Origin of the sequence: Sinorhizobium kostiense, assembly GCF_017874595.1 — a bacterium.
In the GTDB taxonomy this organism is placed as follows: Bacteria; Pseudomonadota; Alphaproteobacteria; order Rhizobiales; family Rhizobiaceae; genus Sinorhizobium; species Sinorhizobium kostiense.
This window is the reverse complement of record NZ_JAGILA010000008.1, coordinates 260,639-278,009: the sequence shown is the minus strand read 5'-3', so window position 1 is coordinate 278,009 and position 17,371 is coordinate 260,639. Positions and strand designations below refer to the sequence as shown.

Annotated in this window: 12 protein-coding genes and 1 pseudogene; 6 read left to right on the top strand and 7 right to left on the bottom strand. The window is 63.1% G+C overall.

Annotated elements, in window-relative coordinates; translation table 11 throughout:
• The first annotated feature begins 18 nt into the window (after positions 1–18).
• Complete coding sequence (locus tag J2Z31_RS24840; RefSeq protein WP_209605693.1) at positions 19–1,518, top strand: DEAD/DEAH box helicase; 1,500 nt, start codon at positions 19–21, stop codon at positions 1,516–1,518.
• Between the two features lie 11 nt (positions 1,519–1,529).
• The gene (locus J2Z31_RS24835; RefSeq protein ID WP_209605691.1) at positions 1,530–1,946 is read left to right on the top strand and encodes an NUDIX hydrolase; all 417 of its coding nucleotides are present in this window, start codon (positions 1,530–1,532) and stop codon (positions 1,944–1,946) included.
• 111 nt (positions 1,947–2,057) lie between these two features.
• Here the strand turns inward: J2Z31_RS24835 and J2Z31_RS24830 are convergent, their stop codons facing one another.
• The 6 genes from J2Z31_RS24830 to J2Z31_RS24805 form a co-directional block, all read right to left on the bottom strand.
• Positions 2,058–2,375: a TfoX/Sxy family protein gene (locus J2Z31_RS24830; RefSeq protein ID WP_209605689.1), complete on the bottom strand. Its 318-nt coding sequence runs from the start codon at positions 2,373–2,375 to the stop codon at positions 2,058–2,060.
• A gap of 3 nt (positions 2,376–2,378) precedes the next feature.
• Positions 2,379–3,992 carry an NTP transferase domain-containing protein gene (locus J2Z31_RS24825; RefSeq protein ID WP_209605687.1) on the bottom strand — a complete coding sequence of 538 codons (1,614 nt, stop codon included), beginning with the start codon at positions 3,990–3,992 and terminating at the stop codon, positions 2,379–2,381.
• Positions 3,989–4,693, bottom strand: coding sequence for an XdhC family protein (locus J2Z31_RS24820; protein WP_209605685.1), 705 nt, complete (start codon positions 4,691–4,693; stop codon positions 3,989–3,991). Before J2Z31_RS24820 ends, J2Z31_RS24825 begins: the two co-directional genes overlap by 4 nt.
• 3 nt (positions 4,694–4,696) lie before the next feature.
• Positions 4,697–5,029 carry an XdhC family protein gene (locus J2Z31_RS24815; RefSeq protein ID WP_209605683.1) on the bottom strand — a complete coding sequence of 111 codons (333 nt, stop codon included), beginning with the start codon at positions 5,027–5,029 and terminating at the stop codon, positions 4,697–4,699.
• A gap of 66 nt (positions 5,030–5,095) precedes the next feature.
• Positions 5,096–6,364 (bottom strand): vWA domain-containing protein, encoded by a 1,269-nt coding sequence (locus tag J2Z31_RS24810; protein WP_209605681.1) that lies wholly within the window; start codon positions 6,362–6,364, stop codon positions 5,096–5,098.
• A 6-nt stretch (positions 6,365–6,370) separates the two neighbouring features.
• Positions 6,371–7,300, bottom strand: coding sequence for an AAA family ATPase (locus tag J2Z31_RS24805; RefSeq protein ID WP_209605679.1), 930 nt, complete (start codon positions 7,298–7,300; stop codon positions 6,371–6,373).
• A gap of 896 nt (positions 7,301–8,196) precedes the next feature.
• On the opposite strand from J2Z31_RS24805, the pseudogene J2Z31_RS24800 reads away from it, so the two are divergent.
• From J2Z31_RS24800 to J2Z31_RS24785, 4 genes and pseudogenes are all read left to right on the top strand, one after another.
• Positions 8,197–13,727 (top strand): annotated as a pseudogene (locus J2Z31_RS24800) (trifunctional serine/threonine-protein kinase/ATP-binding protein/sensor histidine kinase).
• A 108-nt stretch (positions 13,728–13,835) separates the two neighbouring features.
• Complete coding sequence (locus tag J2Z31_RS24795) at positions 13,836–15,071, top strand: ABC transporter substrate-binding protein (RefSeq protein ID WP_209605677.1); 1,236 nt, start codon at positions 13,836–13,838, stop codon at positions 15,069–15,071.
• Between the two features lie 29 nt (positions 15,072–15,100).
• Positions 15,101–16,003: a carbohydrate ABC transporter permease gene (locus J2Z31_RS24790; RefSeq protein WP_209605675.1), complete on the top strand. Its 903-nt coding sequence runs from the start codon at positions 15,101–15,103 to the stop codon at positions 16,001–16,003.
• Positions 16,000–16,827 carry a carbohydrate ABC transporter permease gene (locus J2Z31_RS24785; RefSeq protein ID WP_209605673.1) on the top strand — a complete coding sequence of 276 codons (828 nt, stop codon included), beginning with the start codon at positions 16,000–16,002 and terminating at the stop codon, positions 16,825–16,827. The genes J2Z31_RS24790 and J2Z31_RS24785 overlap by 4 nt, the downstream gene beginning before the upstream one ends.
• Here J2Z31_RS24785 and J2Z31_RS24780 read toward each other — a convergent pair whose 3' ends face one another.
• The gene (locus J2Z31_RS24780; RefSeq protein WP_408022057.1) at positions 16,828–17,319 is read right to left on the bottom strand and encodes a flavin reductase family protein; all 492 of its coding nucleotides are present in this window, start codon (positions 17,317–17,319) and stop codon (positions 16,828–16,830) included.
• Between the last annotated feature and the right edge of the window lie 52 nt (positions 17,320–17,371).

Genomic DNA, 17,371 nt, shown 5'->3' with positions numbered 1-17,371 from the left:
ACGGAAACAGTTTCCACTTTGACCAATTTTGCTGACCTCGGCCTGAGCCAAAAAGTCCTCTCCGCAGTTACCGACGCGGGCTACGCAACACCGACACCGATCCAGGTAGGCGCCATACCGCCGGCGCTTCAACGTCGCGATATCCTGGGAATTGCGCAGACCGGTACGGGCAAGACCGCCTCCTTCGTACTGCCGATGCTGACGCTCCTTGAAAAGGGTCGTGCCCGCGCACGTATGCCGCGCACCTTGATCCTGGAGCCCACACGCGAACTTGCTGCTCAGGTCGCCGAGAACTTCGACAAATACGGCAAGAACCACAAGCTGAACATTGCGCTCCTGATCGGCGGCGTTTCCTTCGAGGAACAGGACCGCAAGCTGGAGCGCGGCGCTGACGTTCTGATCTGCACGCCCGGCCGGCTCCTCGATCATTTCGAGCGCGGCAAGCTGTTGATGACCGGCGTCGAGATCCTCGTCATCGACGAGGCAGACCGCATGCTCGACATGGGTTTCATCCCGGATATCGAACGCATCGCCAAACTTATCCCGTTCACCCGCCAGACGCTGTTCTTCTCGGCGACAATGCCACCGGAAATCCAGAAGCTCGCCGATCGCTTCCTGCAGAACCCCGAGCGTATAGAAGTTGCGCGTCCCGCCTCGACGGCGACGACGGTGACGCAGCGTTTCGTCGCCGCGCATGCCAAGGATTACGAAAAGCGCGCCGTCCTGCGCGATCTCATCCGCTCGCAGGAGGAGTTGAAGAACGCAATCATCTTCTGCAACCGCAAGAAGGATGTTGCCGATCTCTTCCGCTCGCTCGACCGGCACGGCTTTTCCGTCGGCGCGCTGCATGGCGATATGGATCAGCGCTCGCGCATGGCCATGCTGGCGAACTTCAAGGACGGCAACATCAAGCTGCTCGTTGCCTCCGATGTCGCCGCGCGCGGCCTCGATATTCCGGATGTCAGCCATGTCTTCAACTTCGACGTGCCGATCCATGCGGAAGACTATGTGCATCGCATCGGCCGCACCGGTCGCGCCGGCCGTTCCGGCGCTTCGTTCACCATTGTCACCAGGCGCGACACGAAGTTCTCCGATGCCATCGAGAAACTGATCGGCCAGAAGGTCGAATGGCTGAAGGGCGATCTTTCGGAATTGCCCGAGCCGATGGAGAGCCATGACAACGGCCGCCGCGGCCGAGATGGCCGCAAGGATCGCAAAAAAGATGTGGAACGCTCCGGAAGAGCGCGAAGCGATCACAAATTCGATACCGCCCGCGCCGATAGTGCGGACGAATTCGAACCAGTCATGGAAAGGGCGGAAGCGGTGAAACCGGAGCGCAATGCCGATCTAAAGAGCCAGATGGGCCGTAACAATCGTCCCGGCCGCGCGCAGGCCGCTGCCAATGACGACAATCGCGATCGCCGCGGCCGCAACCGCCGCGATTATGACGATGGGCCGACGCCCGTCGGATTCGGCGACGAAATCCCCGCCTTCATGCTGATCGCGGGCAAGGCCTGATCGCAAAACCCATGGCCTTCCCCGGCATCGACTTCCCGGGCCTTGGTTGCGGCCTTGCGATCCTGCGCGATGGCAAGATCCTTCTCTGCCGCCGCCTGAAGGCGCCGGAGGCCGGCCATTGGAGCATTGTCGGCGGTAAGGTCGATCACATGGAACGCGCAGAGGACGCCGCTCGCCGCGAGGCGGAGGAAGAGAGCGGACTTTCAATCCGTTCTACGCGGTTTCTCTGCGTCAGCGAGCAGATGATCGAGACCGACCGCCAGCACTGGATCTCGCTGATTTATGCGACCGATGACTTCTCCGGCGAGCCGCGCCTCACAGAGCCGGATAAGCTGTCCGATATCGGCTGGTTCGAGCTGTCCGCCCTGCCTCAGCCGCTATCGCGCTTTGCAGCGGATGCGGTGCGGGCGCTCGGCCGAATGCAATAGGTGGTTGACGAGAGGGTGCGTTTTCCGCCCGCATCTGCGCCTTAAGAATTTTCTCCACTGGCCACCTCTCCCACATATGGGGAGACTGACCCGCGGCAAGCCTGTCCGCCCTCACTTCTTCGCCCTGAGCGCTGCGCCGTGGGCCATCCGCACCCAGCGGGCCATCTCCTCCGGGTCGTCGAAAGCCGAATCCGGAGTGCTCCAATAGGGCATCTTTACGGGCTTGCCCTTGCCGGCATAGGTCCACTGCCGGCTCCCCGCCTCCTCCAGTGCCGGCGCCGTTTCGGTATCGCCCTTGAGAAGGATTTCGCCGTCCACCTCGACTGCGAGGATCACACCTTCGAAATAGATGCCCTTGCCGCCGAACATGCGGCGGATCGTGACCGGTCCCAGTGTCTCGAACATTTCCTCGATCGCCGCATTGTCCATCGTTCACTCCTTCAATACGCCGCCGGCCGAGATGATTGCTTCCGGGGTGTCGAGGTCGATACGGGCGGCCGCACCCAGTTCGACATCGACGATCGGCAGTCCGCATCTTTCGACGATGTGCCTTGCCCCGACATCGCCGACGAGCTGCCGCACGGCCCCAAAGGTCTCGCGCGGCAGAATGACCGGATTGCCGCGTAGTCCGTCGGCGACTGCACGCACGACGACCGGGCTCGATTGCGCATCGAAGGCGGCGATCAGTCTCGACAGATGCTCGGCCGTGATGCCCGGCATGTCCGCCAGCATCACCAGCATGCCCCCGGTGCTGTCGTCGAGCGCTGAAAGTCCTGCCACCAACGACGAAGCCATGCCGCTCGGGTAATCAGGGTTCGATACAAAGCTCACCGGCAGTCCGGCAAGCGCGGCCCTGATCTCCGCCTCGCGATGACCGGTAACCACGACGACCTTGCCAGTGGCGGAAAGAGCTGTCTCCACGGTGCGACGGACCAAGGGAACGCCGTTGAACTCGGCAAGGAGTTTGTGTCTTCCGTCGGCACCCATGCGGCTCGCCCGACCGGCTGCGAGAACGATGATCGTCAAGGGGCCGGGGCGCGGTCGGACGGCCGTATCGCGCGGCTGCGGCCGCGTCGGAATTTCCTTGAGCAAGCCGCCGACGCCAAGCCCCGTAATATCCAACGGGCTCGGCCGTTCACCGGCAAGCAGCCGGTCAAGGATCCAGTCGAAGCCATTTTCGCGCGGGCTGCGGGCGCAGCCCGGCGCCCCCAAGACGGGCAGTTCGCCGACGCGCCCGAGGACGAGCAGGTTGCCGGGGTCGACCGGCATGCCGACATGCTCGACGCTCCCACCTGCCCGGCGGATGGCGGCGGGCAGAACGTCGTCGGGATCGGCTACGGCGGAAGCCCCGAACATGACGATGAGGTCGTGGGTGGCCTTGAGCTCGGCAATCGCACCAGCCACCGCCTCCGCGGTGTGCGCTACCCGGCGCTCGTTGTCGAGACGGCTGCCGGACCGTGAAAGCCTCGCGGCGAGGACGGCGCGCGTCTTGTCCATCACCTGGGGCTTCAGCGAAGGCAATTCCGTTGCGATCAAGGCGGCGCGTAGCGGCGCAAAGGGTTTTACCTCGAAGGCCGGCTCGGAACGGAGGATCGCCGCAGCCTGTTCGACGAAAGTGCCCGGTACCGCAAGCGGGATGATCTTGATCGTGGCCACCATGTCGCCGGCGTCGACGGCGACATGATCGGCAAGGCAGGCGAGCGTAATTGCTGGGTCGATCCTGTTCAGGCGATCGACGACGGAACGATCGGCCACAAAAAGGCCCGGAACCGTCGCGTGGACGTTGACCCTGCCGGTCGCCGCTGGAGAGAAACTCAGGTGGTCCGGCGCGATCGCGTCGGCGATCCGCGCGGCAGCCTCGTTTTCGGGCACATCACCCGCCTCGAGTCGGGCGACGATCACCTCTTTCACATTGGCCTCAGCGAGGAAAGCAAGGTCGGCGACGCTCAGCCGATGTCCCTTCGGCAGTTTCTGGGTCGCGGTCTTCACGGCATGCGCCAGGATTGCGCCTTCCGCCTTCGTCAGCGGCACTGGACCGAACCTCATCGCGCACCTCCCTGCCCGTCGACATCGCGGTTGCGCAGCGCCGCTATGATTTCCGCGAGAATGGCAACGGCGATCTCGACCGGGCTCGCAGCGCCGATGTCGAGACCGATCGGCGCCTTGATCCGCTCGATTGCCTCTTGTCCCACTCCAGCCCCCTGAAGCCTCTCCGTGCGGCTCGCATGGGTCTTGCGGCTGCCGAGCGCGCCCACGTAGAAGCAGCCCGCCTCAAGCGCTGCCCGGATCGGGTAATCGTCGATCTTCGGATCGTGCGTGAGGGCCGCAAGCGCCGTATAGCGGTCGAGCGGCCGTCCGGCGAGGACATCGTCCGGCCATTCGGCGATGAGCTCGACGTCCCGGAACCGTTCGGTGGTTGCAAAGGCGGTGCGTGGGTCGATGATGGTCATGTCGAACCCCGCAACCGGTGCGAACCGCGACAGGGCCTGGGAGATATGGACGGCACCGATGACGACCAGGCGTGGCGGCGGCAGGTGCACGTTGATGAAGAGCGAGCGCTCTTCGATCATCGCAAGCGCCGGCCGGCCCGAACGAAGCGCGCCGGAAATTACGGCACTCCATTCGTCCGGGAAGCGATCGCCCTCGACGAATGCTTCGGCACGGCCGGTTTGAAGGTCCGTGACGACGACTGCCGCCCGGCGGGCGGCGCGCGAGGCGTTGAGTGCCTGAAGGGTCTCAAGTTTCATGGGTCAGCCGTCGACTCGCTCGAGATAGACGCGGATTCGGCCACCGCAGGAAAGGCCGACGCGCCACGCCGTTTCATCCGCGACACCGAATTCCAGGATCTTCGCCGCGCCCGAATCGATCACGTCCGCCGCTTCGGCGATCACCGCACCTTCGACACAGCCGCCCGAGACCGAGCCCTGGAAGTTACCGTCGCCATCGATCACCAGATGGCTGCCGACCGGGCGCGGCGCTGAACCCCAGGTCTCGATGACCGTTGCCAGCGCAACGGTGCGCCCTTCGCTGTACCAGGCCTCCGCGATCTGTAGCGGATCAAGGACATTCATTTCGTTCGTCATCGCATGGCGCTCCGGCTTATCCATCATACATCGTGCCGATTACCGATAAATCAATCCACGGCTTCATCAGAAAGAGCCGGACAGCTGGCGACCTGCTTGCGCACCTTTCAGGAACCGTCGCGGATCGGCATCGCGTGTCCTCTGCCCCGAGAGCGATTTTACCAGCTCGGCGACCGACTCGAGGTTGTGCACGGGACGAAATTCGTCGACATGCGGCAGCATGGCGCGCACGCCCCCTGCCCGCGCTTCGAACCCGTCGAAGCGCAGCAACGGATTGAGCCAGATCAGCCGGCGGCAGGAGCGGTGCAGCCGGTCGATCTCGGTTGCAAGCTCAGCCGTGTCCTCGCGTTCGAGACCGTCGGTGATCAGCAGAACGATGGCGCCCTGTCCAAGCACGCGCCTGGACCAGTGGCGGTTGAATTCATGGAGCGTCTCGCCGATGCGCGTACCGCCCGACCAGTCCTTGACCGCCGCCACGCATTCGTCGACCGCCTCGTCGGGATCGCGGTTGCGCATCTGCCGGGTGACGTTGGTCAGCCGTGTTCCGAAGAGGAATGTGTGGACGCGATGCCGCTGCTCCGCGAGCGCATGGAGGAAGTGGAGGAACACCCGCGTATATTGGCTCATCGAACCCGAAATGTCCGCGAGAACGACCAACGGCGGATGAACGAGGCGCGGTTCGCGGAACCGCGGCAGGATGAAGTCGCCGCCAAGTCGCATGGCATCGCGCATGGTGGCGCGCGGATCGATGCGGATCGGCCTGCGCGAGGCGCGAAAGCGGCGCGTCTTCACGCGATCGAGGGGCAAGAGCAGCGAAGACAGCGCCTTTCGCGCCTCCGCGATCTCGGCTGCCGTCATTTGTGCGAAGTCCGCTTTGCGGAATACTTCCCGCTCCGAAACCGTGTGGCGTGCGTCGAGCTCGATGGCCGGCACCTCACCCGGCGGCTCGTCCTTCCGCCCCCCGAGCAGCGCGTCGCTGAGGCGGAGCTCGCCGGCCCGCCGCCGCCGTTCTTCGCCGGCACGCGGCGGGGCGACCGGCGACATCAGAGCAATCATCTTGTGGACGAGATCACGTTTACGCCAGAAGAGGCGGAAGGCCTGGTCGAACAAGGCCTGGTCCTCGTGGCGTGTCATGAGCGTGCATTGCAACGCCGCGTAGAACTCGGCGCGCGAACCTATGCCGATTGCCTCGACGGCCTCGATGGCATCGGCTATCGCGGCCGGGCCGATCCTCATACCACCCCTTCTCAGAGCGCGGGCGAAGTAGACGATGTTGTCGGCAAGCCGTCCCTCGGGCGGCGGCGGGATGGCGACGCTGTCTGTGCGCTCGGCCATCGCGCTTTAGGCCTGCCCCGCCAGCTCGGCCTTGACTTCTGCAAGCAGCCGGCGTCCCTCCGCACCTTCGATGCGGGCAATGTCATCCTGGTATTTGAGAAGCGTGCCGAGCGTATCGGCAAGCGTCTCCGGATCGAGGGCAAGCGCGTCGAGTTCGGTGAGCGCCGTGGCCCAATCGATCGTCTCCGCAACGCCGGGATTCTTGAAGAGATCGATCGTCCTCAATTTCTGTACATAGGCGACGATCTCGCGCGACAGGCTTTCGTTGCAGCCGGGGACCTTGCGCCGGATGATCTCCAGCTCCTGGGCCGCATTAGGATAGTCGACCCAGTGATAGAGGCAGCGTCGTTTCAGCGCGTCGTGAATCTCGCGGGTGCGGTTGGTGGTGATGATGACGATCGGCGGCTCGCTCGCACGAATCGTTCCGAGTTCCGGGATGGTCACCTGGAAGTCTGAAAGCACCTCGAGGAGAAATGCCTCGAATGCCTCGTCGGTGCGATCGAGTTCGTCGATCAGGAACACCGGCGAGCGGCCGACACTTGCGGAAATTGCCTGGAGCACCGGGCGGCGGATCAGGAACCGTTCGGAGAAGATATCGCTTTCGATCCTCTGCCGGTCGACCATGCCGGTCGCCTCGGACAGACGGATCTCCAGCATTTGCGCCGGGTAGTTCCATTCATAGACGGCCGAGGCGACGTCGAGCCCCTCGTAGCATTGCAGGCGAATTAGCGGGCGAGCGAGCGACCGGGCCAGAACCTTGGCGATCTCCGTCTTGCCCACCCCTGCCTCGCCCTCGAGGAACAGCGGGCGCTTCATCCTGAGCGCCAGAAAGAGAACGGTCGCGAGCGCTGTTCCGGCGAGATAGTCTTGAGCCTCCAGCATCGCCATCGTCTCTTCGATGGACTGGGGAATACTTCCTGTCTCCGGATGCGCCATGTTTCCTCCGTTGCATGCCTCCAGTCGGAACCCATTCAGGGAAAACATGCGCCGATCCAAATACAAGGGCGGCAAATCCGAACCGCCACCGGCTCGCCAGGAGCATCATGATCGGCGACAGCCAAGGTTCCGGATTGTCATGCCACCTCATGGGAAACGTTAGGTCGCCGATACGCTGTGGGCAAGAGCCGCCTTCCGCCTGTCCGTCTTGATCAGCTCCTTTACGGGATCGCACCGGCGCGCCCGGGAGGCCGGGCGCTGCTCAGGGACGAGATCGGCAGACGAAATCGAAACACGTCCGTTCGGGCTGGCTCGTTCATGCCGAATCGGCGGCCACGAGGCGGAGATGAAGGGGCGCTTTCCTGTGCTCCGGGCAACTTCTTAAGGCAGACCAGGACGATAGCGCGCGTGCCGCAAACCATTAAAAAGCCCCTCCCGTTACGGGAGGGGCAAAGGTGGGCCGATTGCCGAAGATCGTCGGCCCCTGGGAGGAGCTACCCTCACGATAGCAGCAGGCCGCACCGCCTGACCATTGTCAGGAGGGAATGATCGAGTGTTAAAGAGGAGGGGATCACCTATACGCGGGTATAGGGGCTCTCATACCTGCCGATCCCGTGCACGAAACCGAGAATTGAGCTATCTCCGCAGGGATGGCTTGCCAACGTTCAGCTATCGCAAGGATATCGCCTCGCAAGGGGCTCACCGGAAGGAATTCGGCTGCAAAATACGTCGTCAGAGGACATCGTGTGTGATAAATCATCTATGTTTTCGCTCCGGCCAAACCGGGCTGACGAATATGCGCCAATGTTGCCGATACCTGTCGGTAACGCTAGCTTGTCCACCGAGTTCGGCGGTTGAACCCATCCTCTCGGTTCGGCGCTGATGGAGATAGCACCTTGGAGGTTTTGTGGGAGGATGGTGAACGCGTGCTGTGCCGCGCACGGCGTCGGGGTGCAGGCGGCCAGTGGAATGCCGTGCTGACTGTGCTCCCCGCTGGTGAGCATCCGCCTCCATCGAGCCTCGCCCGCCTCGCCCACGAATATGAACTGAAGGACGATCTTGACGGTGCATGGGCCGTGCGGCCGCTGGAGTTCGTGCGCAACGGCGGTCGCACCATGCTGGTGCTTGAGGACCCCGGCGGCGAGCCGCTCGCCCGGCTGCTCGACGGACCCATGGATGTCGGAAATTCCTTGCGCATCGCGATCGGCCTCGCCTCGACTCTGCGCAAGGTCCACGAGCGAGGTTTCGTCCACAAGGACATCAACCCGGCCAACATTTTGGTGAACGGCGCGGGTGATGAGGTTCGGCTGATCGGTTTTGGCATTGCCTCGCGCGTCACTCGCCAACGGCAGTCATCCGACGCGCCCGAGACCATCACCGGAACCCTCGCCTACATGGCACCGGAGCAGACCGGCCGTATGAACCGGTCGGTCGACTCTCGCACCGATCTCTACGCCCTCGGCGTCACCTTGTACCAGATGCTCACGGGCGCACTGCCGTTTGCGGCTGCCGACCCGATGGAATGGGTGCATTGCCATCTTGCCAGGAAACCCCTGCCCCCTGCGGAGCGCCTGAAGGAGGTGCCCTCGGCACTCTCGGCGATCACCATGAAGCTGCTCTCGAAGACCGCCGAGCAGCGCTACCAGACTGCCGCCGGCCTGGAGCGCGACTTGCGGCGCTGCCTGAGGGACTGGGAGGCTCTGGGCCGCATCGATGACTTTCCTCTCGGCGAAGACGATACGCCGGACCAGCTTCTGGTCCCTGAGACGCTGTACGGACGCGAGCGCGAGATTCAGACTCTGCTCGCCGCCTTCGATCGAATCTCCGAGGGAGGCGCCCCGGAGCTGGTGCTGGTGTCCGGCTACTCCGGTGTCGGCAAATCGGCCGTCATCCGCGAACTGGGCAAGGTGCTCGTGCCGCTGGGTGGCCTGGTCGCCTCAGGCAAATTCGACCAATACAAGCGCGACATCCCATATAGCGGCTTGGCACAGGCGCTGCAGGAACTGATCAGACCGCTGCTCGGCAAGAGCGAGACCGAACTGACCCGCTGGCGCGAGGCCCTCGGTGAAGCGCTCGACTCGAACGGTCAGTTGATGGTGACACTCGTCCCGGAACTCGAACTGCTGATGGGCCCGCAGCCGCCGTTACCAGAGCTACCGCCACAGGACGCGCAGCGCCGCTTCCACATGGTGTTCTGCCGGCTGCTTGGCGTGTTCGCTCGACCGGAGCGACCGCTGGTACTCTTCCTCGATGATCTGCAGTGGCTCGACGCCGCGACGCTCAACCTGCTCGAATATCTCACCACCCAGACAGAGTTGCGCCATTTTCTACTGCTTGGCGCATACCGAGATAACGAGGTCACGCCCGCACACCCGCTGACGCGGCGGCTGGATGCGATCCGCAGTATGGGCGCTTTGAAGGAGATCGTGCTGGCGCCGCTCGGGCTCGACGATCTCGGCCGGCTTGTCGCGGACGCCCTGCACTGCACGCCAGCCTGTTCAGCACCCCTGGCCCGGCTGGTGCACGACAAGACGGCCGGCAACCCGTTCTTCGCCATTCAGTTCCTCACAGCGCTCGCCGATGAAGGACTGGTGGCCTTCGACCATCAACAGGCACGATGGTCCTGGGATCTCGATCGCATTCACGCCAAAGGTTACACCGACAATGTTGTCGATCTTTTGCTGGGCAGGATGCGGCGTCTCCCCGAGGCAGCCCGGGGCGCGCTGCAACAGTTGGCCTGCCTGGGAAACTTTGGCGAGATCGCCACCCTCAGCCAGGTTCTGGGCGAGAGCGAGGCAGGCCTCGTCGCCGCACTGCTGGAGGCGGAGCGAGCCGGGTTGGCGTTCCGGAAGCATGGGGCCTATCACTTTCTGCACGATCGCGTTCGGGAGGCAGCTTATGCGCTCATCCCCGAAGGCAAGCGGGCCGCTGCGCACCTCGCCCTCGGCCGGCGGCTGGTCGCGAACACGCCGCCGGGCGCGGTCGAGGAGCGCGTCTTCGAGATCGTCGGCCAGCTCAACCGCGGCCTCGCATTGATCGGATCGAGCGGCGAACGGGAACTGGTTGCCGGCCTGAACTTGATCGCCGGCAGACGCGCCAAAGCTTCCACCGCCTACGCCTCGGCGCTGACTTATCTCACCGCGGGGCTGGCCCTTTTGCCGGCGAGCGGCCGGGAGCGCCGACACGAACTCGCCTTTGCGCTCGAACTCAACCGGGGCGAGTGCGAGTTTCTTACCGGTGCGTTGGGGGAAGCGGAGGCGCACCTCGCCGAACTGGCACGGCGCGCCATCAGTCTCACGGACCTGGCCACCGTGACCCGGCTGCAGGTGGACCTTTTCATGACCCTCGGCCGAAGCGACCGTGCGGTGGCAGTCGGCCTCGACTACCTGCGCCGCGTCGGGGTCGATTGGCCGGCGCACCCGACCACAGACGATGTCCAACGGGAATACGCGCGCCTTCGGCAGCAACTCGGCGACCGTTCAATCGAGGCGCTGATCGACATGCCTGCAATGGCCGATCCGGTCGCTTGCGCGACGATGGATGTCCTCACCTCGCTCGTGTCGCCTGCCTGTTCACCGACGAGAAGCTTCGCTGCCTTGTCATAGGTCGCATGGGGAACCTCAGCCTGGAGCACGGCAACAGCGACGCATCGTGTTACGCCTACACTGCGGTGGGCAACGTGCTTGGGCTGTTCTTCGGTGACTACAAGGCGGCGTTCCGCTTCGGCGAGCTTGGGCTTGACATGGCGGAGCGGAGCGGAGTGGAGCGCCTCAAGGCCCGCATCTACCTGGCCTTCGGCAATCTTGCAAAATCGTCGCCACGGCATTTCGCCGCGGGCCGTCCAATCGCACGCCACGCCTTCGAAGCGGCCCTCAGGGCCGGCGACCTGACCTACGCGGCCTTCAGTTGCAACAATGTCCTCACTCAGCTTCTAGCGACCGGCAACCCGCTGGCCGAAGTGCAGCGCGAGGCCGAGGCCGGGCTCGATTTTGCGCGTCGGTCGAAGTTCGGGCTCGTTGTCGACCTCATCACTGCACAGTTCGGGCTTGTCCGAACGCTCTGCGGCAGGACCGCGATGCTTGGCTCCTTCAACGATGCCGACTTCGATGAGGATCGATTCGAGCAGCATCTGGGGGAGGATCCGCGTCTGTCAGTCGCCGCCTGCCTGTACTGGATCCGCAAGCTGCAGGCACGCCTGCTCGCCGGCGACCATGCCACCGCCGTCGCGGCGGCGGAAAAAGCAGAACGCCTCCTTTGGATGTCGCCAGCCATTTTCGAGCGGGCGGAATATCACTTCTACGCTGCGCTCGCGCGGGCCGCTCTCTGCGACGCGGTCCCCGTTGCTGCGCGAGCCCGCCATCGCAAGGCCCTGGCCATCCACCAACGCCGGCTTCAGGAGTGGGCCGAGAACTGCCCGGAAAATTTCGCGAGCCGCGCCGCGCTGGTCGGCGCCGAGATCGCTCGCCTGAAAGGGCGGTGGTACGAGGCCGAGCGTCTCTATGAACAAGCCATCCAATCCGCCCGAGGCAACGGCCTGGTACACGACGAGGCACTCGCCTGCGAGCTGGCGGCGCGTTTCTATGCGGCGCGTGGCTTGCAGATCAATTCCCACGCCCATTTGCGAGGCGCCCGGCACTGTTACATGGCTTGGGGAGCTCATGGAAAGGTGGAACAGCTCGATGCGTTGTATCCGCACCTGCGGGAGGTCGAACCAGCCGCCGCCCCGACGCGGACATTCGGAGCGCCGATAGAGCAACTTGACCTCGCGACGGTGATAAAGGTGTCGCAAGCCATCTCGGGCGAGATCGTCCTCGAAAGGCTGATCGATACGGTCTTGCGCACGGCAATCGAGCAGGCGGGGGCCGAGCGCGGTCTGTTGATCTCTTTACATGACGGCGAGTCTCGGATCACGGCGGAGGCCACCACTCGTCGTGACGCGGCCGAGGTGAAGCTGTGCGACGCGCCCGTTACAGCGAACATGCTGCCGGAATCGGTGCTTCATTACGTCTTGCGCACAAAAGAGAGCGTCGTCCTCGGCGACGCCACGGCTCAAACTCCGTTTTCCGCAGACCCGTACATCTGTCAACGTCAAGCCCGTTCCGTTCTGTGCCTGCCCTTGCTCAACCAGGGTCAGTTGACGGGAGTGCTCTATCTCGAGAACAACCTCGCAGCTCGCGTCTTCGCGCCAACCCGCATGGCGGTATTGAAGCTGCTCGCCTCTCAGGCAGCGATTTCGCTTGAAAATACACGGTTGTACCGCGATCTCGTCGAGCGCGGCGCGAAGATACGGCGCCTCGTCGAGGCCAATATCATCGGGATTTTCATCTGGGACTCCGATGGCCGCATTCTTGAGGCCAATGACGCATTTCTCTGCATGGTGGGTTACGACCGGGCGGATCTCGTCGCCGGGCGCTTGCGCTGGACGGACCTGTCGCCTCCGGACTGGCTCGATGACGCAATGGCGACGGAAGAGGAGCGAGCGACCGGAACGATACCCCCCGCCGAGAGGGAGTATTTCCGCAAGGATGGCACCCGCGTGCCCGTTCTGTGCGGTGCTGCAGCCTTCCAGGAAGGCGGAAACCAGGGTGTCGCCTTCGTGCTCGACCTGACCGAGCGCAAGCGAGCCGAAGGGGCGTTGCGAGAGAGCGAGGAAGCTCTGCGCCAGGCGCAGGGGCAACTGGCCCACGCCAACCGCGTCGATACAATGGGGCAGCTCACCGCCTCGATCGCCCATGAAGTGAACCAGCCGCTGGCGGCGTCGGTCACCAACGCCGAGGCCGCTTTGCGTTGGCTGGGCAGCCATCCTCCCAACCTGGAGGAGGTGCGAGACGCGCTCGGCCGTATTGTCAAGAATGCCAATCGAGCCGGTGAGGTCGTCGGCCGGATCCGCGCCTTGATCAAGAAGGCGCCCCCTCGCAGGGAGCGGTTCGACCTCAATGAAGCCGTTCGTGATGTGATTGCCTTGACCCGGAGGGAAGCGGTCCGGCACGGTGTCTCGCTCCACTCCGAGTTTGCGACGGGGCTGCCATCCGTGAAAGGCGATCGAGTCCAGGTGCAACAGGTAATCCTCAATCTCGTCATGAATGCAATTGAGGCAATGAACGGCACTGATGAGGGGGAGCGCCGGTTGCTGGTCAGCACGCAGGACCAAGCCCCGTACGGCGTCTTGGTCGCCGTGAGCGATTCGGGCCCCGGCCTGGATCCGCAAAGCTTGGACCGGGTCTTTGAGGCTTTCTACACCACCAAATCCACCGGCATGGGCATGGGTCTGGCGATTTGCCGTTCGACGATCGAGGCTCACGGGGGGCGGCTGTGGGCTAGCGCGAATGACCGGCGCGGGGCAGTTTTTCAGTTCACTCTGCCTCTCGACCGCGACGAAATCGCAGGCGCAGAGGAGGCCGCTCAATTGGCAGCGTTGGGAAACTAGGGCTCGCTGAACTTCTTGCAGCGTAGATCCAGCGCGGAAACGACAAGGGAGATGGCCGGGGCGCGGCCGAATTGAATTCGCCACTACCTCATGACCAAGGAGGAGACCATGGGTATCTACAAATACGCTGTGCTGGGCGGCGCTTGCGCGCTTGCGAGCCTCTTAAACCTCTGCGTTGCGGCCAAGGCCGACGATGCGACGATCACCGTCTGGTCGCAAGATCGCGACGTTCGGCCGGCGCCGAACCTCATTGCCGACTATAACAAGCTCAATACGGGCATAAAGGTCGAGTACCGGGAGGTTCCGTTTGACGATCTGGTCAACGAGGCGCTGCGCGCATATTCGACTGGGCAGGCTCCGGACATCATCGCCGTTGACAATCCGGAACATGCGCTGTTCGCCTCGCGCGGAGCCTTTCTCGACCTGACCGACAGGATCGCGAAATCTACGGTGATCAAGCCGGAAGTCTACTTCCCCGGCCCGCTAGCCTCCACCATGTGGGAGGGCCGGCACTACGGCGTTCCCAAGGCCACGAACACGATCGCGCTCTACTACAACAAGGATATGTTCAAGGCGAAGGGTCTTGATCCCGACAGGCCGCCACAAACCTGGGACGAACTGGTGGACGCCGCCCGAAAACTGACGGATCCGGCTGCCAATGTATACGGCATAGCCTTTTCGGCCAAGGCAAACGAGGAGGGCACGTTCCAGTTCCTCCCCTGGGCTCAGATGGCGGGTGCCAGCTACCAAAACATCAACACCGACGGCGCGGTCAAGGCGCTCGACATCTGGAAAACGTTCATTGACGAGAGGCTTGCATCCCCGGACACGCTGACGCGCGGCCAGTCGGATTCGACCGCCACCTTCAATTCGGGAAATGCTGCCATGGCAATTTCCGGTCCCTGGGAACTGGACCGAATGGTCGCCGAAGCGAAATTTGACTGGGGCGTGGCGTTGCTGCCGGTGCCGGAAGAGGGAGCCGAACGGTCCTCTTCCATGGGCGACTTCAATTGGGCGATCTTCTCCAGCACGAAGCATCCTGACGAGGCGTTCAAGGTGCTGGAATATTTGGTCTCCCAGGATCATCGCATGTTCAGGGACTTTGGCCTGCTGCCGGCCCGAACCGATATTCCTTTCGCAGAGACCGGCGAGCCGCTCAAGGATGCAGCGCTCAAGGTCTTTCTCGAGCAGCTCAAATACGCCAAGCCTCGGGGACCGCATCCCGAATGGCCGAAGATCTCCAAGGCGATCCAGGAGGCCATCCAGGCAGCGCTTACCGGGCAAATGTCTTCCAGGGAAGCGCTGGACCAGGCCGCGAAAAAGATCAAGGTCGTGCTCGGCTGAAGGAAGGGAGGTCGGAGGTGGGCGTGTCCATGAAGGGGATCTTGTCCAGTTTCGTCGATGGCAAGGGCTTCGATATTTCGCTCGTTGCGCTGCCGCTCACCTTCCTGCTTACCCTGTCCGGACTGCCGCTCATCTACAATGTTCTGATGAGTTTCCAGCAAGTGGACCTGTTCAGCCTGGGAACCTTCTGGCGACCCTTCGTCGGCCTCAAGAACTACGCCGAACTCTTCGCTCAACCGGAAACCTGGCCGATCTTCGCCAACACGGCCGTGTTCGTCGTCTCATCCATTGCCGGCCAGTTCCTGATCGGCTTCGGGCTGGCCCTGTTCTTCTGGACGAATTTTCCGGGCGCCAGCTGGCTGCGTGGGCTTTTCCTGGTTTCATGGGTGATGCCGGGTCTCGTCGTCGGGGCGATCTGGAGCTGGATTCTCTCGGGCGACTTCGGCGTACTGAATTTTCTCTTGCGCGAAAGTGGGCTGACGGATGGCAATGTCTTCTGGCGTTCTGACCCGAACTACTCTTTGTGGGGAGTAATCCTCGCCAATATCTGGTTTGGGACGTCTTTTAACATGATCCTCCTGTCGGTCGGCCTGTCCGCCATTCCGACCGACCTCTATGAAGCCGCAGAGCTTGACGGCGCGAATGCGTGGCAGCGTTTCCGGACCATCACCCTGCCGATGATGCGCTCCTCGATCGGTGCCATATTGGCGCTCGGGCTCATCTTCACGCTGCAGCAGTTCGATCTCTTCGCGGCCATCACCAACGGCGGACCGAACAACTCGTCCAATGTTGCCCAGTACTGGGCCTGGGAACTGTCGTTCCGCCAGTACGACTTCGCCAAGGGCGCGACGGTCTCCGTCATCATGATCGTCTTCGTGGTCCTCGCCTCGATCGTCTATGTCCGATCGACCCGCCATGAGGTGCGCCGATGAGGCACACCTTCCGCGAAAAGCTGATGCTGGCGGTGGCGCTCGTGTTCACCGCCATCTACCTGTTCCCGCTTTACTGGATGTTCGTCACCGCGCTCAAATCGGGCTCGGCGATATTCGCAAGCCCTCCGGCCCTCTGGCCAGCCGATCCCCAGTGGCAGATCTATGCCGAGGTCTGGCAGAACCGCAACATGGGCCGCTATATCTGGAACTCACTGGTTATTGCATTTGGTGCCGTCGCTGTGATTTCGGTCCTGGGCACCGGTTGCGCCTATGTGCTGGCCCGCTATCGAAATGGTTGGGTGGATGTCGGTCTCTTCCTCATCCTCATGCTGCAGGTCCTACCCGCATCGCTGATGATCACGCCGATCTTCGTCGGCTTCTCACAGATCGGCCTGCTCCAGTATCCCCGTCTCGCTGTCATCCTGGCGATCGCCGCCAAGAGCATGCCATTCTTCGTCGTGCTGGTGCGCACGGCCTTCATGAGCGTTCCGCAGGAGTTGGAAGAGGCGGGCCTGGTGGACGGAGATTCCCGCGTCGGGGCGTTTTTCCGTATCGCCTTGCCGCTTGCCCGGAACGGCATCGTAGTCAGCGCCATCTTGATCTTCATGCAAGCCTTCGGCGAATTCGTCTATTCGAGGTCCCTGATCCAGAGGGCCGAGCTGCAACCGGCCAGCATCGGGCTCAACAGCTTCATGGGACCCAACACCAACGAATGGAACGGCATCATGGCCTATGCGACCATCTATGTGACGCCGATACTGGTCGCCTTTGTTCTCTTGCAGCGCAGTATCATCTCCGGCCTTACCTCGGGCGCCTTGAAATGATCAGAGCGTGCGGTATCCCCGGTCCACATAAATGAGAGGCGGCTGCTTTTCGCCGAGCCGGACGTCGATCACTTCGCCGAGGAGGATGGCGTGGGTCGCCATGATCTTGATCTCGAGCAAACGGCAGTCGAAGGCGACGATTGCGTCTGTGAGAATGGGTGCGCCGGTCGCAAGTTGCGTCCACCGTCCGAGCCCGAAGCGCCGCTCCATGTCGAGCTGATCGCGACCGGAGAAGGCGTGCGCCAGCGCCAGATGCTGTGCGCCAAGGAGATTCAGGGCAAAGCTGCCGCTGCGCGAAAAAATGTCGTTGCGCGGATTGGCCGCGTTGAGGCAGGCAAGCACGGTCGGCGGATCATCCGAGACCGAACAGGAGGCCGTGATCGTCACGCCTCGCCGCTCGGCGCCGTCGGCCGCAGTGATCAACTGCACATGATGCGACATGCGGCTCATCGCGTCGCGGTAGGCTATCGGGTCCAGCCGGGTCTTCTCCAACACGTCTCGCTCCGGATCGGGTCTCGCACATACATAAACTGTCACGCAGATT